Here is a 26,571-nt window from a genome sequence, read left to right on the forward strand (position 1 = left end):
CTCAATACATATTCTGGTATGAAGGAGTAAGGAAATGGGGTTTAAAAAGTCATCACAACAGGTTAGCACACCACGAAGACGATTTGTTCAAGGCTTAATTGCAGGAGGTGTACTTGCTGCTTTTCCGAGTGTATTACATGCTGCATCATCTTTAGTAGCAGGAACAATAACAGGCACTGTGCCCGAACTTAGCGGCAAAGTAATTGATCTGGTTATAGATGAATCGCCGGTTAACTTTACTGGCGTAGTACGTATGGCGACAACTATCAATGGCTCTATACCCGCCCCTACCTTGCGCCTCAAAGAAGGCGATGACGTTACTATTAGAGTAACAAATAAGTTATCAGTACCGAGTTCAATTCATTGGCATGGCATTATTTTACCGTATCAAATGGATGGCGTACCTGGTATCAGTTTTAAAGGCATTATGCCTGGCGAAACCTTTGTTTATAAATTTAAATTACAACAAAGCGGTACATATTGGTATCACTCACATAGTGGCTTTCAAGAAATGACTGGCATGTACGGTGTATTAATTATTGAACCGCGAGAAAAAGATATTATTAGTGCAGATAACGAGCATGTTATTCAATTATCTGATTGGACTGATGATGACCCAATGGCGCTGTTCCGCAAATTAAAAATACAGAGTGATGTATTTAACTTCAATCAGCCCACTGTTCCAGAATTTTTTGATGACGTTTCAAATAGCGGTGTTTCGAATGCTTTGCAACGCCGCAAAATGTGGAATCAAATGAGAATGAATCCTACAGATTTAGCTGACTTATCTGCATCAGCAATGACCTTTTTAATGAACGGTAGTACGCCAATGTCAAATTGGCGAGGAATGTTTAAAGTTGGAGAAAAAGTAAGACTTAGGTTTATTAATGGCTCAAGCAATACTTTTTTTGACGTTCGTATTCCCGAACTAAAACTAACAGTTGTACAAGCTGATGGGCAAAACGTTGAACCAGTGACAGTTGATGAATTTAGATTCGGCCCTGGTGAGACCTACGACGTAATTGTTGAGCCTAAAAATGATGCCTATACGATTTTTGCTCAAAGTATGGATCGCTCTGGTTACGCAAAAGGAACTTTATCAAGCTCGCCTAATATTGATGCGCCAGTACCTGCACTTGACCCTGTTGAATGGTTAACGATGACCGATATGATGGGCAATATGACCCACGGCGGTGAGCATTCTGCAATGGCAGGTATGGCTGGCATGTCAGGTATGAACTCTAAAGAAATGGATCATAGCGCTATGGAGCACGGTGCAATGGCGATGGATCATAGCAAACATGGTATGTCTGAAAACCCATTGGCAGTTGCCAGCCCTAAAGTGCTTCATGCCAAAACGGAGTATGGAGCTTCAGTTGATATGCGCGTTGATATGCCTAGAACAAATCTTGATGATCCTGGTATTGGTTTACGTAAAAATGGTCGCCGTGTTTTAACACTTGCAGATTTACACTCACTTGAAGGGATCACTAACCAGCAAGAGCCAGAAGCTGAAATTGAGTTGCATTTAACCGGAAATATGGAACGTTATAGCTGGTCATTTGATGGCTTAGAATTTGGTAAAAGCACGCCAGTGCATATGAAGCATAACCAACGTTTAAGAGTTATTTTACAAAACGATACCATGATGACGCACCCTATGCATCTGCATGGTATGTGGAGTGATTTAGAAAACGAGCAAGGTGATGTGCAAGTGCGACGTCATACAATACCTGTTCAACCCGCACAAAGAATCAGCTTTTTAACCACCCCTCACGATGTAGGGCGCTGGGCTTGGCATTGCCATTTATTATTCCATATGGATGCCGGCATGTTTAGAGAGGTAGTCGTATCATGAAACAATTAAAACTATCTAAATCATTTAGTTTATTAATGTTAACTGGGGCTTCATTAATTAGTTTCCCTTTATTAGCGCAAAGTGAAATGGCACAAATGAATAGCGCTAAGATGCAACCACAAGGAGGAAGTGCACCTAAAGATGCAAGAGACCCCCATGCTTACTCTGCGGGAACAACTTTAACAGAAGGCCCATATGCGCTTGAGGGCAATGAGCGATTAACACTCGCTGATGAGCATCCATTTTACGCATTACTAGGCGATCGTCTTGAATATAACGAGCAAGCAAACGCAGGTGTATTTGACTTACAAGCATGGTACGGCACTACCTTTGATCGATTGGTAATTAAAACCGAGGGTGATTTCAGCGAAGGAAGTATTGAAGAAAACCAAACCGATATTTTATGGGGTCATGCCGTATCAGCATATTGGGATACTCAAGCAGGTGTTCGTCTTGATTACAATAAAGAAGGTGAAAATCGGCAATGGTTGGCTTTTGGCTTACAAGGTTTAGCCCCTTATTGGTTTGAACTTGATATGACAGCATACGTAGGTGAGCGAGGCAATACCGCATTTACGTTAGAGGCAGAGTACGAACTACTACTCACGCAAAAGCTAATTATACAACCGCGAGCCGAAATTACACTTTATGGCAAAAACGATAAACAAAACGAGCTTGGAAGTGGCCTATCAAGCAGCGCGATTGGCTTTAGGGTTCGTTATGAATTTACACGCCAGTTTGCGCCCTATATTGGCGTTGAATGGAGCAATAAATTTGGCAATACCGCCGACTATGCCACATCAAGTGGACAAAGTAGCAACAACACCGCATTTGTTGCGGGTATTAAATTTTGGTTTTAATCATTTTAAATAAGAGGTAATTATGAAGTTTTTTAACTCTGCAGTAGCCATTTTAGGTTTAGTGCTTACATTTTCCGCATCAGCGCATATATCACTCAAGCAATCAATACCTGCACAAGAAGCCATGTTAATGCAAGGACCAGAGGAACTTTCGTTAATTTTTAGTGGTGAAGTAAGGCTAGCAAAAGTCATCATCAAAGATGAAAAAAATAAAACAATAAACTTTGATTTCAAACCCAGCGCCACCCCAAGCACAGACTTTAATTGGTCATTACCGAGCCTAGCCCAAGGCACTTACACGGTTAAATGGACAGCACTGGGTGGTGATGGACATAAAATGACTGGCACGTTTAGATTTATGGTACATAAAAATGAATCGCATAAGATGATGCAAGAACAATCTAATACCCACAGCAAACATAATCATTAAGTAGCAACATCATGCAATTAAGTGAATGGTCAGTGCTCTTACTATTATTAAAACTAGCAAGCTATATAGCAATTGTAGGGCTTGCGGGCACTTTATTAATGCGCTTTATGTGTGGCAACAGCAATGTTGCAGAGCATCACTTAATTAGCTTTCATCAGTTCTTAAAACGTTGGCAAATTACGTGTGTAGTTACAGGTAGTATTGCTGCACTTTTACAAGTACCTATAGAAGCTGGAGCAATGGCTGAATCAGGCTTTATGGGAATGTTTGACCCCTTTATGCTTGAAATTGTTTGGCAATCAGTCATAGGTGACCAAGCAAGGTTTAGAATACCAGCGCTTATTATTGCTCTAATTAGCGCATGTATGTGGAATGTGGAATCAGATGATAACGTAGCAGGTTATAAAAACGGTGCCGTTATACTCATCATGCTTGGGTTTATCGCTTATAGCTTCACTTTTACTGGGCACAGTGCAAACGAAAATGGGTTAGTGAAAAGTATTTTAACCTTTCACCTTATTGCCATAGCGAGCTGGTTAGGGTCATTGTGGCCGCTTTACAAAAGCTGCACTTTACTACCTACCAGTGAAGTAAAGCGGTTAATGCATTACTTTGGTCAACTCGCTATTGTTATTGTATTTGTACTACTTATTTCGGGCTTAACTCTGCTCCTGCGGTACCTAGAGTCATTTTCTGCATTGTTTACATCAGATTATGGGCAACTAATTTTATTAAAGCTGTTACTCGTCAGCGCGATGCTGTTCCTAGGTGCATGGCATAAGCTTTTTTTAGTCCCGCAAATCACTCAACAACACCATATAAGTATATTAAAACGCTCGATTACTGTTGAAATAGTAATTGCCCTGTTTGTACTTATTACAACAAGTGTATTTACCACACTTGTTGGTCCGCCTATTTAACGATTAATAAAAAGGGAAACGTATGTTAATTAAATCCTTTAATTTAAAAATTTTATTGCTACTAATTTTTAGCACTGTTAGTTCTTTTACTGTTAGTGCACATGACGATGAAAAATATTCAAAAAAAGGCAAGGCCTTTGTCAATGTTGATAGCGAGGCTGCAAAAACAGTCAGCCTATTTCATGCATCTCTAAAACAAGGCAATCGCGAAGCTGCACGTAAATTACTGGCCGACGATGTCATCATTTTTGAAGGCGGAAGTGTTGAGCGTTCTGCAGATGAATACGCGAAACATCATATGATAGCGGATATGAAATTCTTAAGTGCTGTTAATAGTGAACTACTAGAGCATCAAGTTTACACAAATGGAGACATAGCTTACTCAATTTCAAGAAGTAAAACTCAAGGAAAGTACAAAGGAAAAGATATTAAGTCTATGGGAATGGAATCAATCACATTAAAAAACACCGATACAGGTTGGAAAATCACTCATATTCATTGGTCAAATTAAGGAGTTAACAATGCGAGTAATCTACATTACCTCAGCGTTATTTTTATCATTAACTATGTCATTTTCGGCGATAAGTATCGAAAAACAACATAAAGCATTAATAACTTATGAGAATTCAGAAAAACCTAAAATTGAGCTTACCGTTTATAAAAGTAAAAATTGTGGATGTTGTAATAAGTGGATTGCTCATTTGAGCGAAAACAATATTCAAACAAAAGCAATTAACGTCAATGACATGGGGACGATTAAATCTCAGTATCAAATAAAACCAAATATGCGGTCATGCCATACAGCCGTTTCAGCCGATGGATTTGTATTTGAAGGTCATGTTCCCGCCAAACATATAAAACAGTTTTTAGCTGAACAACATCCTGAAAAGACGATAGGGCTCTCTGTTCCCTCTATGCCTGCTGGTACGCCAGGTATGGAAATAGGCGATCGCTTTTATAAATATAATATTGAAATGCTTACGCACGATTTACAGCAGAATACTTATAAGCATATTAGCAAATACGCTGAGCAGTTTTAACACTTATGGCACAACTCTTGATGTAATATTAAACATTGATTCAATGATTAAATATATAGTGGGTTTACGCCTAATAACCTGTAAGAATTACCCATTGGTATAAATGATATACAAAGTAAATGATAGAAAGGAGCCATCTAATGTCGCAGTATTTAAAGTTTTTCTTAATGATAGCCACATCAACATTAGTCATGTTTGTACTGATGTATTTGAATACTTATCAGCTAAGTCATGTTTTTTTTAGTGAAACTCGTACTTATATGGCGCTTTATATGGGAGCCACGATGGCAGTGATAATGCTACTTTTCATGCTCAATATGTATAAAGATAAAAAGAAAAATATAACAGTACTCATTGCTAGTGTTACCGTATTTGCGGGAAGTTTATTTTTAGTTCGATCACAAGCGACTGTTGATGATAGCTCATGGATGTCGGCGATGATCCCACATCATTCAATTGCAATACTCACCAGTGAAAGGGCAAAAATCAAAGATAAGCGAGTCCAAGAGCTTGCAACAAATATTATTGAGGCACAGCGTCGTGAGATTAAAGAAATGCAGTGGTTACTAAAGGATATAGAGAAAAATGGCCTAGCAGAAACTCAGGAGCAAGCACAATCTAGGACAGTACCGGATTTTAATGCTAAGTAAAATTTTATACCAATACATAAAAGGGAGCTAAACATGAGTAAATCAGCCCAACTTTTTAGAATGGCCACAGATGAGCATATTTGCCCGTTTGGTTTAAAATCAAAAGACCTACTAGAGCGAGAGGGATATACAGTTGATGATCAGCTATTAACTTCTCGAGAGCAAACAGATGAATTTAAAAAACAACACAGTGTAGAAACTACACCTCAAACATTTATTGATAATAAACGTATAGGTGGCTATGACGACTTACGCGATTACTTTGATAAGCCAAAAGCTGGGCAAGAAGGTACAACTTACACGCCCGTGATTGCGATTTTTTCGGTTAGTTTTTTGCTTAGTGTGGCATTTAGTTTTGCAGCGAATAATAGCTTATTATCAATGCAAACCGCTGAACTATTTGTAGCCCTAACAATGGCAGTGTTAGCAATACAAAAGCTTCAAGACTTATTTAGCTTTACTAATTCATTTATAACCTATGACTTAGTCGCTATGAAAGTAGTCAGGTACGCCTATGTTTACCCATTTTTAGAAGCATTTGTTGGCATTGGAATGATAGCCGGATTACCAGCCTATATTATTGCCCCTATTTCATTGTTCATAGGTGGGGTTGGTGCTGTTTCAGTGATAAAAGCAGTCTATATAGATAAACGAGAGTTAAAATGTGCGTGTGTAGGCGGTGACAGTAACGTACCACTAGGGTTTATCTCCCTAACAGAAAACCTGTTTATGATCGCTGCCGGTATTTGGATGTTTATTAAGTAAACAACAGCTTTAATTTAAAAACATAATGGTGTACTAGTCAAGTTGTACCAGCTCATATCTGATCTTACAGTTTAAGTGAATACGTTTAGACTTCATCAGGCAGACTGCTATGAGCGAATTGCAGACGGTCGAATTAGTTGCCTTCTCCTAGCTTGCAAGGTAGCCTGTAAAGCATTCATAAAAACATGGACGCACTATGAAAGCTTTCTTTTTCATTTTTCTATTTGTCTTTTCTATTAGCTGTCTCGCTGTTGTAAAAAGGCATGATATTCCCCCTGAGAATTATGTGTCGAAAGAAGCTCCTAACTTCTTAGTGGATATGCCTCATGAAGGGCATGGCGCTTTAATTAACCCAAGGTGGGTTGTAACTGTCGCGCATACCATTTTTTATAATTATATTGGTAAAAGTTTAAGGATTGGATCAAATACATATCAAATTGAAAAAGTGTACATACATCCTGAATTTGAAAAACCTAGCGAAAGTTTGTTGAAAGGAAATTTAGCGCCTTTAATGAGTTTTTTTAAAGCAAGAAGTGATATTGCATTAATCAAATTAACTTCGCCTGTGAGCGATGTATTACCGATTACTCTTTACACAAACACAAAAGAACAAGGAAAAACAGTTACAGTTTTTGGTAGAGGTGCCACAGGTAATGGGCTTATTGGCGAAGAGTCTGAGACTAAATCTTTGAAACAGCTGAATCACTTCCAAAATATTATCGAAAATGCAGAAACTAATTGGCTGACATTCAGGTTTGATAAGGCACCTAATGGATTACCTCTAGAGGGAATGCACGCTTCAGGTGATAGTGGTGGAGCCTCTGTCATTTATCAGGGTGGTATACCCTTTCTTGTAGGGCTTTCAAGTTGGCAATTAGCGCATGGCGATATTTCTGATTTTAAGGGTGGGTTATATGGTACAACTGCATATCAAGTGAGAATTTCCAATTATAGTAAGTGGATTAAGGATGTATTAGCTAGCGAACCAAAAACTGTCAATTAGCGTCTGTTTTGGGACTGTAATGAAGTTCGACCTAGAGCGAGAAGCGGACGGTCGTTTAAGCTCGTTCTTGGACAATTTTGAGTTACATAGGTTGTTAAATTAACTCAGTTAGAATTAGGTGATGTATTGAATAAGCGGCTCGCCACGGCGGACTTTCTGGCAGTGTGGATGATGTGCAACGCAAGCAAACTCTGTTGGTTATGACGGGTTTCATAGGGTAAGCTAGTACATAACCTACTGACTGAGAAATATTTATGGACACAATAAAGAGCAAAGCTAGAAGGCAACCTCCATACAAATCCATTTGGTTTTGGGTGTTGCCATTTTTCACTCTAATTGTAGTGTTGACATTGGTCTCTATGGCTCAAAATGTCTCTGGCTTCTCTGAGGGGCTAAAACATACATTAGAAACCTATCGGATACCGCTGGCTTCTGTTGTTTTTTGTGTTACGACATTAATTCAATGGTTGATAGCTCACAACTCAAATAAGCCATCCGAATTAGAGGAGCAGCAAGTAATAAATAGACACCTTAGAGATGAGTATGATGTTAGTGAGCGTCTTTTAATTAAGCAGTTTGGTAAATTATCCTCTGACCGTGCATTTACTTTTATTTCAACAGATGACTTGCCAGCAATTCACTCAAAGGTGTATGCGGAAGACCGTCTAATTAAACGTAGTAAACTAAGTGTCTGTGATGAAGCGATACGAGCCATTGACTACTACTTTCGGAATACCGAAAGGCTACTAGAAGAAGCTCTAAACCTATTGCAAAACGAAGAAGCCAAAGAAACGCCGAACAGGCACATCAAAGAAAGTCTGATCATCCAGCTAATTCAGTATTTAAATCAATGTGCACTAACACTGCATTATGAAATTGGGATGAGGGTGATTAATTTGGATAGCTCAGATATAAATACCTACCGAGATGCTTTTTTCGAAACACTCCATCTAACAAACTTCTTAGGTGGAGAGTTATCCCCCATAGTGAATCAAGTGGTTGAAACCCCATCAACTGAAAAATCCAACTCACAAGAGGATATACTGAACATGTTTGTTGCTGCCCATGAAATAGCGGAGAGTTTAGTGACCAGTAGTGAAGGGGCTACATTTGGTGGCCTGTATAGAAGCATCCAGCTAAGGTCGATCATCAAACAAGCGCAGGGTTCTCCTTTATACCTATTAGCTTGTCAGGTTATTCAAGATATTGTTCTTGAACCACTACTAGGCGAAAGCGATAAAATAGGCGCTGTGGAGGTTGATGACAACTATCCAAAATATGACATATACAACCAAGCTGGAGAGAAGAAGCTAACTCTCGGTTACAAAGAGGTAGATGAGAACACTCTTACCCTCATCCTGAGCGGTGAAGGTGAGAACATAAAAACAACTGTAAGGTTTGTCGATTCGGAAAAGAAAAGGTTCGAAGTAGATAGGGACATGGGGGGGCGCTTTACCCTTGAGTGTAAAAAAGCTATTAACCGGCACTTAGTTATTGAATAGCTATCAACTTGACGGACTGCAGTGGATGAGTAAGTTTGACCATATAGCTAGAGTTTTTGTCATAAGGTAAAGTAAGTCAAATACTAAACTGAATGCTGTGTAGAAAAACTAACGTAAAACACAATGGAGTAGAAAAGAGTTGGACTGCCGAGCTTTCATTAGATACCAACTTATAATCTTAAAGTACAAAACGGAAGTAAACTTCCGGTTTCTAACCCAATATTGCTATATTTCGGAAGCAAACTTCCGTTTATAGGAATTCAAAGGCAGTTATCGGAAATATACTTCTGTTTTTGAAAGCGTTAACCTAGATAGCTATATGAGCCATTTTTTGGGTCTTATTTGAGCGAAAAGCAGATATTGACCGTTAATCGTTTCAACGACGGCAATTAGCCATACGTTGCATGTTTGCTCCCTTACTGGTTTTACGATATCCAAAACCGACATAACGACCATTAAGCAAATACCAAAGTAAAATAGGTATGTGCTCCAATCATATAGCCAAAGAGGATAAAGCGTTAATAGCACTGCTACAGGCCCTAGAATGCTGAAGACAGCTCTGGTATGGTTTTTATTTTTGTGCCAGTTGTATAAGTTTACCAATAGTTCCAAAGATGCAAAAATAGGTAAAAGCGTATTTACAGCTATTCCTTCGAAGTGAGAGAAGAAGCCTAGTCCTAATGCCGATGCAAGTGACCTTAATGCAGGGAAGCAGGCCGTGCCGCTAGCCAAACGCCACTAGAGCCTACTCTGCCTAATATTTTATTTATCATTTGAAAGTCTATTGGTTGATATTACCATCATTCTAAACTCCGTATATAAGTACGGAGTCAATCATTTTAATGAATCAATTATGGGGCAATGTGTTGGATCTTCGTTTTGCATACAGGTATTTGTCATATCCACAATTACTTTCTCTAAACGTTGAAGGTCATTAATTTTGTCTCGAATGATTGCTAACTTTTGTCGGCTTAATAGCTCAACTTGAGCGCAGTTGCTGTCCATAGACATTAGCGATTTTATTTCTCTTAACGTAAAGCCGAGCGCTTTGGCTTTTGTGATAAACCTAAGTTGTCCTGCTATTGTTTCGTCATATTGTCTATAACCAGATATTGGTTTTTCAGGTTGTGTAATCAGCCCTTCTCGTTCATAAAAACGAATGGTTTCTACATTTAAATTTAATGATTGTGCTAATTTGCCAATGGTTTTCATTATTGCCTTTGTGAATACTACTAATCTAAAGTTATATTTAGTTTAGCTATCCAATGATTTGATGATGCCGCACGCTTCAATTGTATTGTCTGAACCACAAGCACTTGCCATCTGTTGTAATTCAGCTTTAAGCGCCCTTAATTCTTTCATACGTTTATTCACTAGTGCAAGTTGCTGATCAATTAATGCATTAACGCTAGAGCAGCTTTCTTCTGGCTTATTTTTTAATTCGATAAGACGTTTAATATCATTGAGTGATATATCTAGGCTGCGAAAATGCTTTACGAATTCCAATTGTTTAAGTGCTTTACTATCATACAGCCTGAAATTACCTTCTGAACGGTTTGGATTTAACAGTAATCCTTCTCTTTCATAATATCTAATCGTTTGTACTGAACAGCCCGATTTTTTTGACAATTCGCCTATTTTCATCAATTTCCCCCAGACATTTGACTCTATAGTTACTATAGGATCTATAGTATAGGTATGCAACGAAAGGGATATATAAAAATGACTGAGAAATATTTAAACAATACGAATATCGTTAATTTTGAACACAAAGATATCCAATCCCTGATCGATCAACGAGGGTGGAAAAATTTGGATAATTTCAACAAAACTGGTGCCGCTTATCAGTTTGTAAAAGATGAAATAATGTTTGGCTATAACAAGAGTGATGATATTTCAGCAAGCGATGTGCTAGCAGATGGTTATGGACAATGTAATACTAAGGGTAATCTGTTAATGGCACTATTGCGTGGACTAGGTATCCAGTGTCGTTTCCATGGTTTTACCATTGATCAGCAACTACAAAAAGGTGCTATCCCAAGCTATGTATTTTGGTTAGCACCTAAATACATCATTCATAGTTGGGTAGAAGTTTACTTTGAAGGGCGTTGGATAAACTTAGAGGGCTTTATATTGGATGAGCAATACTTAAGCTCACTACAGCAGAAATTTAGCCAAGCAAAAGATGAGTTTTGTGGTTATGGTGTTGCAACAAAGTGCTTATCTTCACCCGGTACGGATTGGCGTGGAGAGGATACCTATATTCAAAAAGAAGGTATTCATGACGACTTTGGGCTTTATGATTCACCAGATAAGTTCTATCTCGAAAAAGGTACTAATCTATCAGGTGTAAAACGTTGGTTGTATCAACGAGTGATCCGACATTTGATTAATATGAATGTATCAAAAATAAGAAATAAAAAAGTACTGGAGGTACAAAATGCACAACCATAGTCACAGTCATCAGCATGGTAAAGACGACCGTATTGGTTGGGCATTTTTCCTTAATGTGACATTCACTATTATAGAATTTATAGGTGGTTGGCTCACTAACAGTACGGCGATAATGGCAGATGCCGTTCACGATCTTGGTGATAGTCTTTCAATAGGTTTTGCGTGGATTTTAAGTCGTTTTTCAGATAAAGAAGCATCAGATAAGTTTAGTTATGGTTATCGTAGACTTACACTCTTTGGCGCATTGATAAACAGTATTGTTTTAATCATTGGCTCAATTTGGATTTTATTTGAAGCAATTCCAAGGCTGTCCAATCCTGAAATGCCTGTAGTCGAGGGGATGTTAGGGCTAGCGATACTCGGCGTTGCCGTTAACGGATATGCTGTATTAAAATTAAAAGCTGGAGAAACCTTAAATGAAAAAGTACTTACATGGCACTTGCTTGAAGACGTACTTGGCTGGGTTGCTGTGCTTATTGTATCTATTGTGCTGTTATTTGTAGATTTGCCCATTTTAGATCCGTTACTATCTATTGGCTTCACATTGTTTATCTTGTTCAATGTTTTTAAAAATCTGAAATCAACAATTGTCTTGTTTCTTCAGGCCGCGCCAGATGAAGAAACTCAAGAAAGTATAAAACAGTCGCTAACTAACCTTCCAGAAGTTAATGGCGTACATCATCTGCATTTTTGGTCGTTAGATGGCGAAAGTCACGTATTAACTGCTCACATAGAATTAGTCGAAAAAACTGACGTTGATGAATTAATTAAACTTAAGGAACAAGTGGCTAAGAGACTTTCTGCCTATCGCTTGTCTCATACAACCATTGAATTTGAGTTTCCTAAAGAAACTTGCCGAGATGATGCGAATTAAACTTTAAAAATTAAAATAAAAAGATTAAATATAAAAGCAGCTTAAACATAAATTAAGCTGCTTTTTTGTTTTTAAATTTCGTCAGATTGCTGTTTACTACTCTCAGCGCCATGCGCCCATTGATATAAAATAGGCAATACAAACAAAGTTAAAATTGTAGAAGATACAATACCGCCGATAACAACTGTTGCTAGTGGTCGTTGCACTTCTGCACCAATTCCAGTGTTTAACGCCATTGGAATAAAACCTAAACTTGCGACCAGTGCCGTCATTAAAATAGGTCTTAAACGAATGATGGCACCTTCAATGATCGCTACGTAAAGGTCGCCTTTTTCATGCCAAAGATCTCGAATAAAAGCCAACATAACCAAGCCATTTAATACGGCAACACCTGACAATGCAATGAAGCCGACACCTGCCGAAATAGATAAAGGCATGTCTCTTAAATAAAGAGAAATTACGCCCCCAGTTAATGCTAACGGTACACCACTGAAAATGATCAATGCATCTTTTAATGAACCAAATGCAATAACCAAAATACCTAAGATAACAATTAGTGTGATCGGCACAACTAAGCTTAATCTTTTACTCGCTGACTCTAGCTGTTCAAAGGTTCCGCCATAATCAAGCCAGTATCCTGCTGGAATTTCTCCTTCCTGATTAATTTTAGCTTTCACTTCTTTGACAAAACCGCCTAAATCTCTACCACGAACATTGACGGTAACCACAACTCTTCTTTTACCTCTCTCACGGCTAATTTGAGCAGGTAAAGACTCAGATTTAAGCTCTGCAACTTCTTCAAGTGGCACATAGTTACCATTCTCAAGTGGAAGCGGCAGATGCTTCAAGCTATCGATATCCGTTCTTATTTGCTCCGGTAGACGAACAACTAACTCAAATCGTCTGTCTCCTTCATAAATGATCCCCGCAGATTCACCGCCAATTGCAGTAGCAACCCAGTCTTGCAGTTCGGTAACGCTCAAACCATACCTACCAAGCGCTTCTCGTTTAGGAATTACTGATAAAGATGGAACACCTGTGACCTGTTCCATTCGGGCATCAGCAGCACCGTCCACGGTTTTCACTATATTTAGAATATCTTTTGCGGTGAGTAATAACCGATCCAAATCATCACCAAATATTTTGATGCCGACATCAGCTCTAACGCCAGAAATCAATTCATTGAAACGCATTTGAATAGGCTGAGTGAATTCATAGTTGTTGCCCGGAATGTTTTTCAGTACCTCTTCCATTTCTTCAACTAATTCACTCTTTGGCTTTGAAGGTTCGGCCCAATCTTTACGTGGTTTTAAAATAACAAAGATATCAGCAATACTCGGTGGCATTGGGTCAGTTGCTACTTCTGGTGTGCCGATGCGCGAGAATACTTTATCAACTTCAGGAAACGCTTTAATACGTTGCTCAAGTACTTCTTGCATTTCTACTGATTGCTCTAGGCCAGTCGATGGAATTCTTAATGCCTGTAGTGCAATATCACCTTCATTTAATTGAGGAACAAATTCTGTCCCAAGCGTAGTTGCTAACCAAAGGCTATACCCCATTAACAGCGTTGAGAATGAGACAATAATCCAACGAAATTTCATCGCCATTTTTAACAATGGTTCATAAATAGACTTGGTTGAACGAATAACTACACTTTCTTTTTCGCTGATTTTACCTTTCATAAACACAGCTACAGCAGCAGGAACCAGTGTAACTGAAAGGATCATTGCGGAAATTAACGCCATAACGACAGTTGCCGCCATAGGGTGGAACATTTTCCCTTCAACGCCAGTTAGCGTGAAAATGGGGATGTAAACAACAGTGATAATTGCCACACCAAACAAGCTTGGACGTATCACTTCTGAAGTGGCTTCAAAAACGGTATTTAGGCGTTCTCTTAAGTCTTGCCTATGACCGTTGTGTTGGGCCTGTGCTAACCTACGGACAGAGTTTTCAACGATGATTACAGCCCCGTCCACTATCAAGCCAAAGTCCAATGCGCCGAGACTCATTAAATTGGCAGATACTCCTGCTTGCACCATACCTGTGATTGTCATTAACATGGAAATAGGGATAACAGCAGCGGTAATGAGAGCTGCACGTAAATTTCCAAGTAGAATAAATAACACAACAATAACTAAAAGCGCACCTTCAACGAGGTTTTTGGTAACGGTTGCAATCGCTTTATCTACTAACGTTGTTCTGTCGTAAACAGGCTCTGCGGTAATGCCCTTTGGCAGAGATTTTTGTATTTCGCTGAGCTTATGTTCCACTTCTAAAGCAACGGTGCGAGAATTCTCACCAATCAGCATCATGGTTGTACCAAGCACTGTCTCAATGCCATTACGAGTAGCAGCCCCTGTTCTAAGTTCTTTGCCTATAGCAACATTGGCAACATCACTTATTTTTACAGGAATACCATCGTTCTTTTTGATGATGATATTGAGGATCTCATCTATTGTCGCTAGTTGCCCAATGGAGCGTACTAAAACTTGCTGTCCGTTTTGTTCGATATAACCTGCGCCACGGTTGTCATTGTTTTTACGTAATGCATCAGATATTTCTTCAAAGGTTACCTGATGAAAAAGTAATTTTTCGGGTTTCGGCGTTATATGATACTGCTTGTTATAGCCGCCGATACTGTTGACCTCAATGACGCCTTTAACTTGAGCCAATTGCGGTTTAATGATCCAGTCTTGTATTTCTCTTAAGGCAATAGCGGTATAAGGCTCTCCATTAGGCATTTTAGCGTCAGGAGAAGCTTGTACGGTATACATAAATATTTCGCCAAGCCCTGTCGAAATAGGACCCATTTCTGGCTCTAAGCCAGAGGGAATAACGCCTTTTATCGCAGCTAATCTTGCATTGATTAAGTTGCGAGCAAAATAAATATCGGTTCCCTCTTCAAAGATAACGGTTACTTGAGATAATCCATATCTTGACAGGGAGCGGGTGTGAGACAGCTTTGGCAATCCGGCTAAGGCGGTTTCTACAGGAAAGGTCACCCTTTGTTCCGCTTCCAAAGGTGAATAACCGGGGGCAGAAGTGTTTATTTGTACCTGCACGTTTGTTATATCTGGAACAGCATCAATGGGAAGTTTTTGATAACTCCACATGCCAACGCCGATGATTACCATCAGCAGACTTAATACTAAATAGCGTCTATTTATTGCTAGACGCAAAATTGATTCAATCATATTGCGTCTCCTAATCGTCGTCTTCTACTTCAGATTTCAAAATATCCGCTTTTATCAGATAACTGTTTTTGTTTACATATTCAGCGTCTTTACTGAGGCCATCAATGACCTCGATATAGTTTTTGTCTGAACGTCCGAGCACAAGTGGCGCAAACTCGTACTCTTCATCTTCTTTTACAAAGACACCAAATTGTCCTCCCAGTTCTTGTATCGCAACTTTCTCGACGGCTAAATCCACCTCAAATCGGTTTATCCTTACGCTGCCCATTAATAATTGGCCTGAGGTTAGGTTTAGCTCAGTGTTATTTAAACGTACACGTGCTAAAACATAAGACTGATCTTTAGCTGGAATTATATTGGTGATGGTTGAGTTGAATGCCTGTTCACCATGCTCAATATCAACAGGTTGACCGACTTTGATTTGATTATATTGGCTGGTAAACACCTTAAATTCAGCCCACAAGGTGTCAAAATTGACGATTTCAAACAAGCTAGTGTTTTGCGTGATACCGCCAATATTTCCATTTCTCTGTAAAACAGTCCCAGAAACAGGGGATGTTATTTTATAGGTATTTAAGCTTTCATTAGATTCAATAACGGCTAATAGATCTCCTTTTTTTACCTTATCACCAACAGTGGAGTTAATTGTCTTTATAACGCCGTTATATCTAGCGCCAACTTGAAATAATTGTTCAGCGCCTATCGTCGTAGCGCCGTATACAGGGATAGTTTGGTTCAACGTTTTTGAAGCTAAATAGGCTGTTTCAACACCAAGCCTTTTTGCCATGTTATTGTTTATTTTGCTAATGCCTTCTTCGCCTTCATGTTCATCTTCACTAGCGATAACACTTTGAATGGGTGATAGATACCCAATAAAAATCAATAGTGCGAGTAAATAGTTTTTCATTTTGAATTCCTAAACGATTCAGTTAATAACTGAATCAATAAATTGTTATTAAACTTAAAGTGATGTTTATTTAGAGTGACAGCGCTTCGTTTGTTAGTTTTTCTATCTCTGCGCCATAAATTAGGGCAGCAGATGCCGCATCAATGAGGGTTCGCCGAGCATTTAACAGCTCTTGTCTAGCCGATACATAATCAAGATATCCATATCGACCTTTTTGATAGGCGTCTTGAGTATCTTCCAGTGCATCTTCAAGCATTGGGATAACCGACTGCTTTAATGAATTAGCTGTTAATATGGCTTGTTTTCTATTGGAGTATGCTCGTAGTAAGTGATTTCTAAACCTCAACTTAGTCGCCTCTTTCTCTATGGCAACTTGGTCACGCTCTGCTAGCGCACTAGCGATTGCACCAGAATTTCGCTTTTCAGCAAACAAAGGTAAGCTAAAGCCAGCGACCAGTGCCGTATCATTGGCTTCTTGAGAGCGCCTAACACCAACAGACCATTTGATATTGGCCGTTGACTCTGTTTTAGCCAACTGTAATTCGGCCTCTTTTAGTCGCTGCTCACTTGCATAAACTTGAATAGCAGGGTTTTTCTCTAATTTCGCAAAGAGACTACTAAAATCACTATCATTGCCAAACTGAAACAGATCTCCAGTTACTCTAGAGAATGACACTGATGTTTCTCCCCAGTAAGCTGATAAAGAAAGCTTTAGATATTCCAAGCGCTTTTGTTCAGATTGAAGGGTGAGGTTAGCCTGAGCAATAACTGCTTTTGAACGTTTCACTTCAGCCTCAGGAGTAGCACCTGCGCGGTTACGCTGAGATACAATCTCTAACGTTTCTTGTGCTAAGCTCAATGCATTATCTGCCAATATCACTCTTTGTTGGGCTGCAAGTACTTCCACGTACTTCTCAGTGACTTGAGCCATTAAATTAAGCGCAGAGACTTCTTTCTCAGCATTGAGTAGTGCTCTTGATTTTGAAACAAGTCCAATCCGCGCTGAGCGTTTATCTCCCATTTCGATAACCGAAGATAGAGCGACTGTTAATTCAGCACTGTCGAATGCATTAAATTCACCTGAGCCTGCAAAGTTCTCAGCTTCAACTTCTAGTTCATAAGCGGGATTTAAACTTGCTGTTTGTTCTTGTCCTGTTAATGCGGTTTGTTTGAAATCAAATATTTTGAGTTCAGGATTTTGTTTAAGCGTCCACTGAATTGCCTCTTGAAGATTTAACTGCTTTTCAAAGGCATAAACATTAAATGTAAAAAGTGACAACGCGAGAAACGCGATATATTTAAGCTGAGGTGTTACACACCTCAAAATTGCTATCTTGCGATGCTCACAGGTATTAAGTGCCATGTATACTTTCCTATAAATTAATATGTGATATTTAGGTCATTAACATTTGACCTTTCTTAATTTTCTATAAAATTTAGGCGTATTTAGGTGGGCGGAATGGCACCGACATATAGCCTTTTAGCTCAGGAGAAACTAAGGCGTAGGTAAGGAAATATTCTATTTTTTGTAAAATATTACAAGAATAATCTGCATTTAAAAATAAGTGACAACAGCAACAAAAATTACAATTATCAATTAAAGTTTGGCTATTACTCACCTCAAATAAATTGGAGGTTTCTGGAGATTCTAGCGGGGTAATAGACTCAGTTAGTGATGTATTAAAAGAACTTTCAATTAAGTTTACTTCAAGCTCTTCTAGCGAAAAAAACACAGATTGCACCGCGATTAAAATCATTATCACGTATGATATATATGGTTTAAAATATGACGGACGCATTAGGTTCATTGTTATCTAGTTCGCTTCAATCAGTCTGATAGTTCCCAAAGTCGTTGGGACTATGTTTAAATCTGAAACATGAGTAAACCCTGATTCAACCTCTAAAGAAGGAAGGACTCCATCTACATTATCTTTTGTAGTTTCAAAACCATCTAATAACTGAACGACAAAGAACAATATCCGTTGAAATATTGAAGTCGGCTTTCCCCAGTCAGCAATTAATAAAATGCCACCCGGTTTCAGTACCCGACGAATTTCAGTTAATGTCGCACGCTTAGTTGAACGGCTTAAGTGATGAAAAAACAAACTTGAAACTACGATATCAAAGGAATTATCACTAAAAGGCATTTCTTGTCCAAAGCCCTGTCTAAAAGAAATATTAAGATCCTTGCCTATAACTTTTTTCTGTGAAATATCTAAAGCGGTTTGGTCTGCATCTAAGCCTATTACGGTATATTTAGGTGATTTTTCAGCTATTAATTTTGTTAGCGTTCCGGTTCCACATCCAACATCAAGTAGGTTGTTTCCTTTGACGTTGGCAACTTTATCTACAATCAGTTTTTTAAAAAATGCTTCTCTCGTGGTGATAGCAACGAGGCTGTCATAAAAATTAGTTAACCAATGAAATCGTAATGGCGGAATGTAGGCATTGTTTTTCATAACTTCATTTCCCTTTAGCCGTTTGAAGCAGACTTAAACTAGCTATAAAGATGCTATTAATGGTTTTAAAATTTAAATAAATAGCCATGATGAATTTGTTTAATACTTTAGCTGTAAGATACGGCGAGCACCGTTTAAAACGACAACAGCAATAATCAAACCAATCACTAAATCTGGATAACGGCTGCTTGTTACTGTAACTAAAAAGCCAGCTAAGATTACCCCAACATTTGCAATAACGTCATTTGCGGAAAAAATCCAGCTTGCTTTCATATGAGCGCCGTCTTCTTTATTACCAAATATTAAAAATAGACAAGCAATGTTAGCGATTAGTGCTATTCCACCAAATATCATCATTAAAGAAGAGATCGGTTCACTACCGTAAACAAAGCGTCTTACGACTTCGCTCAAAGCACCTAGCGCTAGAATAACTTGAAGCACACCAGATATATGTGCCGCTCTAAGTTTCATGCTGATACTTTTACCTACCGAATAAATAGCCAAACCATACACAGCAGCATCAGCAAACATATCTAATGAGTCCGCAATTAGGCCAGCAGACTGTGCAATCAACCCAGCAATTACTTCTATAAAAAACATGACTCCATTAATGGCTAACAACCATTTTAGGGTTGATGCTTCTTTCATCTCATTTTTTTGGGCTAGATCTTTTGCTTTTGCAGCTTCGGTGCTGCAACTTTCTTTAGTTGATGCCAACTCTGCACCGAGATTGAGTTGTTGTAATTTTTTTGTTATCTCATCTAAATTTTCATCATGAAAAACCTTGACTAAACGGCTAGGAATATCAAATTGCAACCCAACTGAAGGCTCAATTGAGTCAAGTGCTAACCTAATCAATCTCTCTTCTGAAGGACAGTCCATTTGAGGTACTTTAAATGTACTGACAAACGCGCCACTATAGTTATCTAATTGTGTATCAATTTTTACATCTTCATTGGTAGAAGATGATTGACACTGACCACTACATTTTTCTGACATATTTAACATTCCGTAATAATATTAAAATAAGTATAAAATCTATAGTGGCTATAGAGTCAAATAAAAAATTATTTAATGTAAAAGCGTGGAAACTGAATTGAAAAGCTAGTTTAAGAAAATAGTTTCTGCTAGTATTTTAAATACTATATTTAACTGGTGATAACTTTGAACCTTAATGTTGTACTAAAAATGCTCTTGGTTATTTCGATTGTTTTACAATCGTTAACTGCTGTAGCATCCTCAACATCTGAGAATCACCAAATAGATATAGAGCACCTTCAAACTCAACATGATCATGCAGATGATCGAAATGTCTCAAATGATAATGTAGGTGATGAGCAGCATAATGAAAAAGATTGTCATCACTGCGGACATTGCAGTGGCAGCCACTTATCTTGGATTTTAGTCAGTAATTCAAATACCACGGGCAAACTAAACATTATCAATAAAACGCCTTATCAAATTGATCAAACAAGTACCTTTCTTGAAGCGATACTTCGTCCGCCTATTTCTTAATTAGATTAATTTTTAATGACCTATTTATCCTTTAATAATGGATAAAGGTTTCGTGTTTATTAATTTTAAAATTAAGAATTTTTATGTATATATATTTAAAAAATGCAGGTTTAGTCCTGTCTTTATGCATGGCTGTGAGTTTTTCAGTTGCCACTTATGCCAAACAGAAAAGTATTTCATGGCTAGATAGTCAAATAAATAAAGATCCCGAAGTTGTTGCGGCTAAAGAGTTACTTAATGCAAGTAATCATAGAGCCAAGAGCTTAACTAAAGCCGTATATAACCCAGAGCTTGAAGCAAGCTATGAAAAAGAGGGTGATTTTGATAATTATTCTATTGGTATCAGTCAAACGATTGATTTTTGGGATAAGCAATCAGCAAATAAAAGCATTGGTGAAATTGGTGTTTATGCAAACCAGCAACAATTGTTATCTCTACTCGATTCTAAAAAGGCTAACGCTTTAACTGCAATAGTTAATTGGCAAGCAGCAAAAAAGGTGGCTCAGTTACTTTCAGTAAGAGAAAATCAATTACAAACGCTCGTTGGAATTATTGAAGATAAGCGAAAAGCAGGACTTCTAGAGCCACTTGACGCTGAACTGGTTTATTTAAACTTGTCCCAAGTTTTCAGTGAAATATCTGAGTCGCAAATTGCTTTGAAAAATGCAGAGGTAAATGTTCAGGAGTTATTGCCTGATTGGACGCCTAATACTACCAATTTGTTTTCATTTACTTTTGGAGCAACAAACTATTCATTTAACTCTCAGTGGGTTGAGGAACATCCAAAAGTTAAACTCGCTAGAGCGCAATGGAAGATAAAACAATCTAAAGCTCAACTAACCACTATGGAATCTAAAGCCAATCCAACCATTGGAGTTAACGCAGGGAAAAGTGGAGATGAAGACTTGATTGGCGTGACTTTCTCAATGCCTTTAAATATCAGAAATAACTATTCAGATACTGTTAAAGCCGCTTATTCAGAAGCAATTGCAGCAGAGGCTAACTTTCGGTCGGTTTATCGAAAGCAGTCATTTGAAGCAAAAGCTAATTATGAATCGCTTATTGTCAGTAAAAAATATTATGAGCAATGGCAAAAACTGACAAAAGGCAGATTAGATAGCAGCGAAAACTTATTAAATAAGCGCTGGGAAGCTGGTGACATTAATACTTCTGACTACTTACTTGCATTAAATCAACGTGCGGAAGGGCTTCATGCAGGAATACGTTTGGAAAATCAATTCAAGCTTGCAGAAATATCCTTCATTTTAAGTATGGGTCAGTTATCCAAATTTGAGATTTGAGCGCTTTGTTTTTTCAGTAGCGAAAAACGAAATCTTAAATTTATTAAAAATATAGGTTACAAAAATGAATACAGTAATTAGTAAAAAATTTTTAGCCGTAGTAATTAGCTGCCTGTTAGTTGGGTTTACTACAAATCATGATGCTTTTGCACAGTCGTCAGATGGAACTGGTTCTGTCACAAACGTTTCGAAACAAGAAGAAAAAGAACATCAAGATGAGCATGAACACGAAAAGGGACATGAAGAAGATAAAGGTGACCATGACGAGCACGGCCATGAAGGTGGTAATAAAGAGGGAGAAGAAGAACATGAAGAAGGTATCACTATTGATCCAAAGAAGATGTCGCTTGCTAACATTAAAGTGGAAAGTGTTAAGCCTGAATATCAATTTAGCTCCGTATATGCACCTGGCGAAATAAAAGCTAATGGCTATAAAAGTTATGTGGTATCACCACGTACAGAGTCAGTCATTATCAGTCGCCATGCAGCGCTTGGCGAGTATGTAGAAATAGGTCAGAAGTTAGTTACATTATTTAGTGAAGCAATGGCACAAGCACAAGCTGACTATTTAATCGCTTCAACCGAATGGCAACGTGTAAAAAAGCTGGGTAATAAGACGGTGAGTGAAAGTCGATTATTACAAGCTGAAACAACATACAATGCGAGCTATGGCAAGCTCATTGCTTTAGGGTTAACTGAAAAAGCAATAAATGGTATTTCTAACAAAGACATTAAAGCATTTGGACAATATGCATTAACGGCGCACCGTGAAGGTGTCGTGCTTCAAGACGACTTTATCCAAGGGCAACGTGTTGATGCTGGGGATGCAGTCATGTTGTTAGCTGATGAAAAACAACTATGGGTTGAAGCAAAAGTTTCTCCAAATAAAAAGCTAAATTTATCAATTGATTCTCCTGCGGTACTTAAATTAGAAGGCCAGAGTTACAATGCCAAAGTTATCCAAGAAGCCCATACAATTGATCCCGTAACTCGTACAAGAATTATTAGATTGGGGGTACAGAATGCTGATGATAACCTTCATTCAGGTATGTTTGTAAAAGTTTACTTTCAGTTTGCCACAAAGCAGAAAGTGATGGCTGTGCCAGAAGAAGCATTGATCCGCAGCGCAGATGGTGATTGGACCGTATTTGTCGAAGACCACCCTGGAGAATTTAAAGCTGTAGAAGTAGAACTAGGCCGAGCCTTAGGTGATTTTAGGGAAATCATTGGCCTTGATAGTGGGACGCGAATTGTAACCAAAGGCGCATTTTTTGTTGCTTCTGAAATCGCTAAAGGCGGATTTGATCCGCATAACCACTAAGGAGCAAGACTATGTTTAATAAAATAATAGATTGGTCTGTTAATAATAGACTCCTGATTTTGATTGCGCTGTTTGCCACAATTGTCGGCGCAATTATGGTTATACCAAAACTAAATTTAGATGCCTTTCCTGATGTTACTAATGTTCAAGTTGCTGTAAATACTGAAGCGCCAGGACTAGCTGCTGAAGAAGTTGAACAACTCATTACGTACCCCATTGAAGCGGTCATGTATGCCTTACCTGATGTAGAACAAGTGCGCTCAATTTCTAAAACAGGCTTGTCTGGCGTCACGGTTGTTTTCAAAGAAGGCACCGACATTTACTTTGCAAGACAACTTGTATTTGAGCGTCTTCAAGCCGCAAAAGAACTGATACCAGAAGGTGTCGGCACACCCGAAATGGGGCCAAACACCTCAGGGCTAGGCCAAGTATTTCAGTACCTTCTTATTTCAGATAAAGATGCAGGCTATGATGCTATGGCACTCAGGAGTCTCAATGATTGGGTAGTAAAATTACTCGTTATGCCTGTCGATGGTGTTACTGATGTACTCTCCTTTGGAGGTATTGTTAGGCAGTACCAAGTAAATGTAGATCCATCTAAGCTTCTTTCTTATAACCTAACGCAAGAAGACGTTGTTGGTGCCCTAGATAACAACAATGCCAATGTTGGCGGATGGTATATGAACCGTGGGCAAGAGCAGCTTGTTATTAGAGGTGCAGGTTGGTTTGAAAGTGGTGACGCTGGTATTAGTAATATCAAACAAGTTCCCGTCAAAACAGTTGATGGGACAGTTGTGACGGTTTCGGATATTGCTAAAGTTGAAATGGGCAGTGAAATTCGTCAAGGTGCTGTCACAATGACGCGCAAAACCGAAAACGGTAAAGTCGAAAATTTAGGTGAAGTTGTCTCTGGCATTGTCTTAAAACGCATGGGGTCTAATACTAAAGCCACCATTGATGGTATCAATGCAAGAATCCCATTGATTAATCAAGCATTGCCTAAAGGTGTTCGCTTTGAACCATTTTATGATCAGGCTGATTTGATTGAAAAAGCCGTTGATACAGTAGTTGATGCACTATTACTAGCATTTATTTTCATCTGTATTGTATTAGCACTATTTTTAATGAATATACGTGCAACCTTCCTTGTCCTAATATCTATTCCAATTTCAATTGGTATCGCGTTAATGATCATGGCTTGGTGGGGCATTTCTGCAAACCTTATGTCATTGGGTGGCATTGCCGTAGCCATTGGTATGCTAGTTGATGGTTCAGTCGTGATGGTTGAAAACATGTTTAAGCATTTAAATAGACCAGACTCTACCCATTTAAAAACTGTAAAAGAAAGAGTGCCTAGTGCTGATACTGATCCACATGATGTAGAACAAGATGAGCATGGTATTAAGTTACGTCTTCAAAATGCGGGTAAAGAAGTGGCTCGTCCCGTATTTTTTGCAGCTTCTATTATTTTAGTTGTATTTACGCCTTTATTTAGCTTTGAAGGTGTTGAGGCAAAGTTATTTCAACCTATGGCAATAAGCATCATTTTAGCTGTTATATCTGCTATTGTGGTTGCGTTGTTTGTTGTACCCGCTTTAGCTACTTATTTATTTAAGTCAGGTGTAAAAGAGAGGGAAAGCTTTGTTCTTAGGCCATTAGACAAACTCTACAGAAAAGGGCTTACATTCGCACTAAAACGCACCAAATTAGTCATTTCAGCCGCACTTATATTAGTTTTCTCTGCCTTTGCATTAGTTCCATTAATTGGTACTGAATTTGTACCTGAGTTAGAAGAAGGGACGATAAACTTAAGAGCAACGCTTGCACCTTCTTCCAGTTTAGATACCGCGCTCACTGTGGCACCAATTCTAGAAGAAAAACTAATGGCTTTCCCTGAAGTAACCTATGCATTAAGCCGAATTGGTCGAGCAGAAATAGGTGGAGACCCAGAGCCTGTGAATAACATCGAAATTTACATAGGGTTGAAGCCTGTTTCTGAGTGGACCAGTGCATCTAATCGATATGAACTTCAAGGAAAAATGGAGAGATCTTTAGAAGAATTCCCTGGGTTGCTACTCAACTTTTCTCAACCTATTGCGACTCGTGTCGATGAGCTACTATCTGGTGTTAAGGCTCAGTTGGCGATAAAGTTGTTTGGGCCTGAACTTGAGGTACTGGCGGCTAAAGGTCAAGAAATAGAAACAGCAATTAAAAACATTGAAGGTGCAAGGGATGTTGCATTGGAGCAAATTGCTGGTGAAGCGCAATTGGTGATAAGTCCTAACAGGCAAGAACTATCACGCTTTGGATTGTCTGTGAGTGACATAATGGAGGTTGTGCGTGATGGTATTGGTGGTGTTGAAGCCGGACAAATAATCAATGGTAATGAACGTTATGATATTTACGTTCGCATAGAGGAAGAGTACCGAAGTAACAAAGAAGCTATTGCTGATATTCGGCTTCAATCACCTACTGGTGCTTGGGTGCGACTGGGTGACGTAGCCTCAGTCTCATTTGAGTCAGGCCCACCACAAGTTAGACGCGATGATGTACAACGAAGAGTCGTTATCCAAGCAAATGTACAAAATCGAGATATGGGAAGCGTGGTTGCCGATATCAGAAAGGTAATTGCTGAAAAGGTTGACTTACCTTCAGGTTATTCTGTTTCGATTGGCGGCCAGTTCGAAAGTCAAAAACGTGCTCAAAATAGGTTAGCTATAGTTGTACCTTTATCGTTAGCTCTAATCGCACTACTACTTTACTTTGCCTTTGGTTCTGTTGGTCAAGCTATGCTGATATTGGTCAACGTGCCGCTTGCTGTAATTGGCGGAGTTTTCTCCTTATATTTATCTGGACAATACTTGTCTGTACCAAGCTCCGTTGGCTTTATTACCTTATTTGGTGTAGCGGTATTGAATGGGGTCGTTATGGTAGAAAGTATCAACCAACGTATTAAAGACGGTCTAGAAGCATCTAAAGCCGTTTTTGAAGGCGCTACTTCAAGATTAAGACCTGTACTTATGACTGCTATAACATCAGCTTTAGGTTTGATACCGATGTTAATGTCTAATGGTGTTGGTGCAGAAATACAGCGCCCCTTAGCGAGTGTTATTGTTGGCGGCTTGGTAACTGCAACACTGTTAACATTATTTGTTTTACCTGTTTTATATCGCTGGTTTTCAGAGAAAAAAATAAAAGAGCTATCCAGATAAAATGACTGTGAACTCTAACCCCACGCTAAAGTCACGTTTAGCGTGGGGTTATTGAGTAGATGAACGAAAAGAAAGATTAGATTTAACAATAAACTAATAGTCATGACTGCTTTGTCGGAATATTTGTCGTTAAACAGGCCAAAGCTAACTTCCGCTTTCGTATCTTTGCAGTCTTAATCTCTATGTGTCTCAAGGTCGGCTTATGGCACAGAGCAGACCGCCGGTAATTATTGAGTGATGCAATCCACGGCTATAACTGCCCATGAATACAAGTTCTTTATGTAATGAAAAATAAAGATG

At 38.6% G+C, this 26,571-nt stretch carries 25 protein-coding genes; 16 read left to right on the top strand and 9 right to left on the bottom strand.

The annotated features are described in order from the left end of the window. Positions 1-34: 34 nt before the first annotated feature. The 10 genes from CWB78_RS12240 to CWB78_RS12285 all read left to right on the top strand — a co-directional run bounded on the left by CWB78_RS12240 (position 35) and on the right by CWB78_RS12285 (position 9,028). A complete protein-coding gene (locus CWB78_RS12240; RefSeq protein ID WP_138595827.1) occupies positions 35-1,858 on the top strand; it encodes a copper resistance system multicopper oxidase in 1,824 nt (607 codons plus the stop codon). Continuing rightward, positions 1,855-2,718 (top strand): copper resistance protein B, encoded by an 864-nt coding sequence (locus tag CWB78_RS12245; RefSeq protein WP_055011431.1) that lies wholly within the window; start codon positions 1,855-1,857, stop codon positions 2,716-2,718. The genes CWB78_RS12240 and CWB78_RS12245 overlap by 4 nt, the downstream gene beginning before the upstream one ends. 22 nt (positions 2,719-2,740) lie before the next feature. After that, positions 2,741-3,148, top strand: coding sequence for a copper resistance CopC family protein (locus CWB78_RS12250; RefSeq protein ID WP_004588802.1), 408 nt, complete (start codon positions 2,741-2,743; stop codon positions 3,146-3,148). A gap of 11 nt (positions 3,149-3,159) precedes the next feature. After that, positions 3,160-4,068, top strand: coding sequence for a CopD family protein (locus CWB78_RS12255; protein ID WP_064387014.1), 909 nt, complete (start codon positions 3,160-3,162; stop codon positions 4,066-4,068). A gap of 22 nt (positions 4,069-4,090) precedes the next feature. Further along, a complete protein-coding gene (locus CWB78_RS12260) occupies positions 4,091-4,579 on the top strand; it encodes a YybH family protein (RefSeq protein WP_008109928.1) in 489 nt (162 codons plus the stop codon). Between the two features lie 10 nt (positions 4,580-4,589). Beyond that, entirely contained in the window at positions 4,590-5,108 is a 519-nt protein-coding gene (locus CWB78_RS12265; protein ID WP_126009121.1) for a DUF411 domain-containing protein, read from the top strand. A gap of 140 nt (positions 5,109-5,248) precedes the next feature. Further along, complete coding sequence (locus CWB78_RS12270) at positions 5,249-5,758, top strand: DUF305 domain-containing protein (protein WP_064387011.1); 510 nt, start codon at positions 5,249-5,251, stop codon at positions 5,756-5,758. Between the two features lie 33 nt (positions 5,759-5,791). Continuing rightward, entirely contained in the window at positions 5,792-6,523 is a 732-nt protein-coding gene (locus CWB78_RS12275; RefSeq protein WP_055018909.1) for a MauE/DoxX family redox-associated membrane protein, read from the top strand. 196 nt (positions 6,524-6,719) lie between these two features. Beyond that, positions 6,720-7,526 carry a S1 family peptidase gene (locus CWB78_RS12280; protein WP_055018908.1) on the top strand — a complete coding sequence of 269 codons (807 nt, stop codon included), beginning with the start codon at positions 6,720-6,722 and terminating at the stop codon, positions 7,524-7,526. Positions 7,527-7,780: 254 nt separating this feature from the next. Then, entirely contained in the window at positions 7,781-9,028 is a 1,248-nt protein-coding gene (locus CWB78_RS12285) for a hypothetical protein (RefSeq protein ID WP_138595829.1), read from the top strand. Between the two features lie 315 nt (positions 9,029-9,343). Here the strand turns inward: CWB78_RS12285 and CWB78_RS12290 are convergent, their stop codons facing one another. The 3 genes from CWB78_RS12290 to cadR form a co-directional block, all read right to left on the bottom strand. Beyond that, positions 9,344-9,760 carry a MerC family mercury resistance protein gene (locus CWB78_RS12290; protein ID WP_223230624.1) on the bottom strand — a complete coding sequence of 139 codons (417 nt, stop codon included), beginning with the start codon at positions 9,758-9,760 and terminating at the stop codon, positions 9,344-9,346. A 102-nt stretch (positions 9,761-9,862) separates the two neighbouring features. Next, positions 9,863-10,240, bottom strand: a complete 378-nt coding sequence (locus CWB78_RS12295; protein WP_074498699.1) for a MerR family transcriptional regulator — start codon at positions 10,238-10,240, stop codon at positions 9,863-9,865. 42 nt (positions 10,241-10,282) lie between these two features. Then, positions 10,283-10,672, bottom strand: a complete 390-nt coding sequence (gene cadR / locus CWB78_RS12300) for a Cd(II)/Pb(II)-responsive transcriptional regulator (RefSeq protein WP_096041309.1) — start codon at positions 10,670-10,672, stop codon at positions 10,283-10,285. A gap of 78 nt (positions 10,673-10,750) precedes the next feature. Between cadR and CWB78_RS12305 the strand changes: the two genes are divergently transcribed. Both CWB78_RS12305 and CWB78_RS12310 read left to right on the top strand, forming a co-directional pair. Beyond that, positions 10,751-11,482 carry a transglutaminase-like domain-containing protein gene (locus CWB78_RS12305; RefSeq protein WP_029771726.1) on the top strand — a complete coding sequence of 244 codons (732 nt, stop codon included), beginning with the start codon at positions 10,751-10,753 and terminating at the stop codon, positions 11,480-11,482. Beyond that, the gene (locus CWB78_RS12310; protein ID WP_029771724.1) at positions 11,469-12,356 is read left to right on the top strand and encodes a cation diffusion facilitator family transporter; all 888 of its coding nucleotides are present in this window, start codon (positions 11,469-11,471) and stop codon (positions 12,354-12,356) included. Before CWB78_RS12305 ends, CWB78_RS12310 begins: the two co-directional genes overlap by 14 nt. Positions 12,357-12,427: 71 nt before the next feature. On the opposite strand, the gene CWB78_RS12315 is transcribed toward CWB78_RS12310, so the two are convergent. The 6 genes from CWB78_RS12315 to CWB78_RS12340 form a co-directional block, all read right to left on the bottom strand. Then, on the bottom strand, positions 12,428-15,556 hold the full coding sequence (locus tag CWB78_RS12315) for an efflux RND transporter permease subunit (RefSeq protein WP_138595831.1): 3,129 nt from the start codon (positions 15,554-15,556) through the stop codon (positions 12,428-12,430). A gap of 10 nt (positions 15,557-15,566) precedes the next feature. Next, complete coding sequence (locus tag CWB78_RS12320; protein WP_029771722.1) at positions 15,567-16,463, bottom strand: efflux RND transporter periplasmic adaptor subunit; 897 nt, start codon at positions 16,461-16,463, stop codon at positions 15,567-15,569. A 70-nt stretch (positions 16,464-16,533) separates the two neighbouring features. Continuing rightward, positions 16,534-17,826: a TolC family protein gene (locus CWB78_RS12325; RefSeq protein WP_008109686.1), complete on the bottom strand. Its 1,293-nt coding sequence runs from the start codon at positions 17,824-17,826 to the stop codon at positions 16,534-16,536. A 73-nt stretch (positions 17,827-17,899) separates the two neighbouring features. Continuing rightward, the gene (locus tag CWB78_RS12330; protein WP_223230508.1) at positions 17,900-18,196 is read right to left on the bottom strand and encodes a hypothetical protein; all 297 of its coding nucleotides are present in this window, start codon (positions 18,194-18,196) and stop codon (positions 17,900-17,902) included. A gap of 81 nt (positions 18,197-18,277) precedes the next feature. Beyond that, positions 18,278-18,922 carry a class I SAM-dependent methyltransferase gene (locus tag CWB78_RS12335; RefSeq protein ID WP_008109690.1) on the bottom strand — a complete coding sequence of 215 codons (645 nt, stop codon included), beginning with the start codon at positions 18,920-18,922 and terminating at the stop codon, positions 18,278-18,280. Between the two features lie 99 nt (positions 18,923-19,021). Continuing rightward, complete coding sequence (locus CWB78_RS12340; protein ID WP_029771720.1) at positions 19,022-19,921, bottom strand: cation efflux transmembrane domain-containing protein; 900 nt, start codon at positions 19,919-19,921, stop codon at positions 19,022-19,024. 156 nt (positions 19,922-20,077) lie between these two features. Between CWB78_RS12340 and CWB78_RS12345 the strand changes: the two genes are divergently transcribed. From CWB78_RS12345 to CWB78_RS12360, 4 genes are all read left to right on the top strand, one after another. Next, complete coding sequence (locus CWB78_RS12345; protein WP_232842866.1) at positions 20,078-20,437, top strand: hypothetical protein; 360 nt, start codon at positions 20,078-20,080, stop codon at positions 20,435-20,437. Positions 20,438-20,520: 83 nt separating this feature from the next. Further along, entirely contained in the window at positions 20,521-21,738 is a 1,218-nt protein-coding gene (locus CWB78_RS12350) for a TolC family protein (RefSeq protein WP_008468875.1), read from the top strand. A 64-nt stretch (positions 21,739-21,802) separates the two neighbouring features. Next, positions 21,803-23,059 carry an efflux RND transporter periplasmic adaptor subunit gene (locus CWB78_RS12355; RefSeq protein WP_096041312.1) on the top strand — a complete coding sequence of 419 codons (1,257 nt, stop codon included), beginning with the start codon at positions 21,803-21,805 and terminating at the stop codon, positions 23,057-23,059. 11 nt (positions 23,060-23,070) lie between these two features. Continuing rightward, positions 23,071-26,271: an efflux RND transporter permease subunit gene (locus tag CWB78_RS12360; RefSeq protein WP_029772416.1), complete on the top strand. Its 3,201-nt coding sequence runs from the start codon at positions 23,071-23,073 to the stop codon at positions 26,269-26,271. The last annotated feature ends 300 nt before the right edge of the window (positions 26,272-26,571 follow it).

This window comes from Pseudoalteromonas sp. S1612 (assembly GCF_005887175.1).
GTDB lineage: Bacteria > Pseudomonadota > Gammaproteobacteria > Enterobacterales > Alteromonadaceae > Pseudoalteromonas > Pseudoalteromonas undina.

Excerpts from the sequence above, each read along its gene's own strand:
- CWB78_RS12240 (WP_138595827.1), top strand. The coding sequence starts at position 35 with ATGGGGTTTAAAAAGTCATCACAACAGGTTAGCACACCACGAAGACGA.
- CWB78_RS12245 (WP_055011431.1), top strand. The coding sequence starts at position 1,855 with ATGAAACAATTAAAACTATCTAAATCATTTAGTTTATTAATGTTAACT.
- CWB78_RS12250 (WP_004588802.1), top strand. The coding sequence starts at position 2,741 with ATGAAGTTTTTTAACTCTGCAGTAGCCATTTTAGGTTTAGTGCTTACA.
- CWB78_RS12255 (WP_064387014.1), top strand. The coding sequence starts at position 3,160 with ATGCAATTAAGTGAATGGTCAGTGCTCTTACTATTATTAAAACTAGCA.
- CWB78_RS12260 (WP_008109928.1), top strand. The coding sequence starts at position 4,091 with ATGTTAATTAAATCCTTTAATTTAAAAATTTTATTGCTACTAATTTTT.
- CWB78_RS12265 (WP_126009121.1), top strand. The coding sequence starts at position 4,590 with ATGCGAGTAATCTACATTACCTCAGCGTTATTTTTATCATTAACTATG.
- CWB78_RS12270 (WP_064387011.1), top strand. The coding sequence starts at position 5,249 with ATGTCGCAGTATTTAAAGTTTTTCTTAATGATAGCCACATCAACATTA.
- CWB78_RS12275 (WP_055018909.1), top strand. The coding sequence starts at position 5,792 with ATGAGTAAATCAGCCCAACTTTTTAGAATGGCCACAGATGAGCATATT.
- CWB78_RS12280 (WP_055018908.1), top strand. The coding sequence starts at position 6,720 with ATGAAAGCTTTCTTTTTCATTTTTCTATTTGTCTTTTCTATTAGCTGT.
- CWB78_RS12285 (WP_138595829.1), top strand. The coding sequence starts at position 7,781 with ATGGACACAATAAAGAGCAAAGCTAGAAGGCAACCTCCATACAAATCC.
- CWB78_RS12295 (WP_074498699.1), bottom strand. The coding sequence starts at position 10,240 with ATGAAAACCATTGGCAAATTAGCACAATCATTAAATTTAAATGTAGAA.
- cadR (WP_096041309.1), bottom strand. The coding sequence starts at position 10,672 with ATGAAAATAGGCGAATTGTCAAAAAAATCGGGCTGTTCAGTACAAACG.
- CWB78_RS12305 (WP_029771726.1), top strand. The coding sequence starts at position 10,751 with ATGACTGAGAAATATTTAAACAATACGAATATCGTTAATTTTGAACAC.
- CWB78_RS12310 (WP_029771724.1), top strand. The coding sequence starts at position 11,469 with ATGCACAACCATAGTCACAGTCATCAGCATGGTAAAGACGACCGTATT.
- CWB78_RS12315 (WP_138595831.1), bottom strand. The coding sequence starts at position 15,556 with ATGATTGAATCAATTTTGCGTCTAGCAATAAATAGACGCTATTTAGTA.
- CWB78_RS12320 (WP_029771722.1), bottom strand. The coding sequence starts at position 16,463 with ATGAAAAACTATTTACTCGCACTATTGATTTTTATTGGGTATCTATCA.
- CWB78_RS12325 (WP_008109686.1), bottom strand. The coding sequence starts at position 17,826 with ATGGCACTTAATACCTGTGAGCATCGCAAGATAGCAATTTTGAGGTGT.
- CWB78_RS12335 (WP_008109690.1), bottom strand. The coding sequence starts at position 18,922 with ATGAAAAACAATGCCTACATTCCGCCATTACGATTTCATTGGTTAACT.
- CWB78_RS12340 (WP_029771720.1), bottom strand. The coding sequence starts at position 19,921 with ATGTCAGAAAAATGTAGTGGTCAGTGTCAATCATCTTCTACCAATGAA.
- CWB78_RS12350 (WP_008468875.1), top strand. The coding sequence starts at position 20,521 with ATGTATATATATTTAAAAAATGCAGGTTTAGTCCTGTCTTTATGCATG.
- CWB78_RS12355 (WP_096041312.1), top strand. The coding sequence starts at position 21,803 with ATGAATACAGTAATTAGTAAAAAATTTTTAGCCGTAGTAATTAGCTGC.
- CWB78_RS12360 (WP_029772416.1), top strand. The coding sequence starts at position 23,071 with ATGTTTAATAAAATAATAGATTGGTCTGTTAATAATAGACTCCTGATT.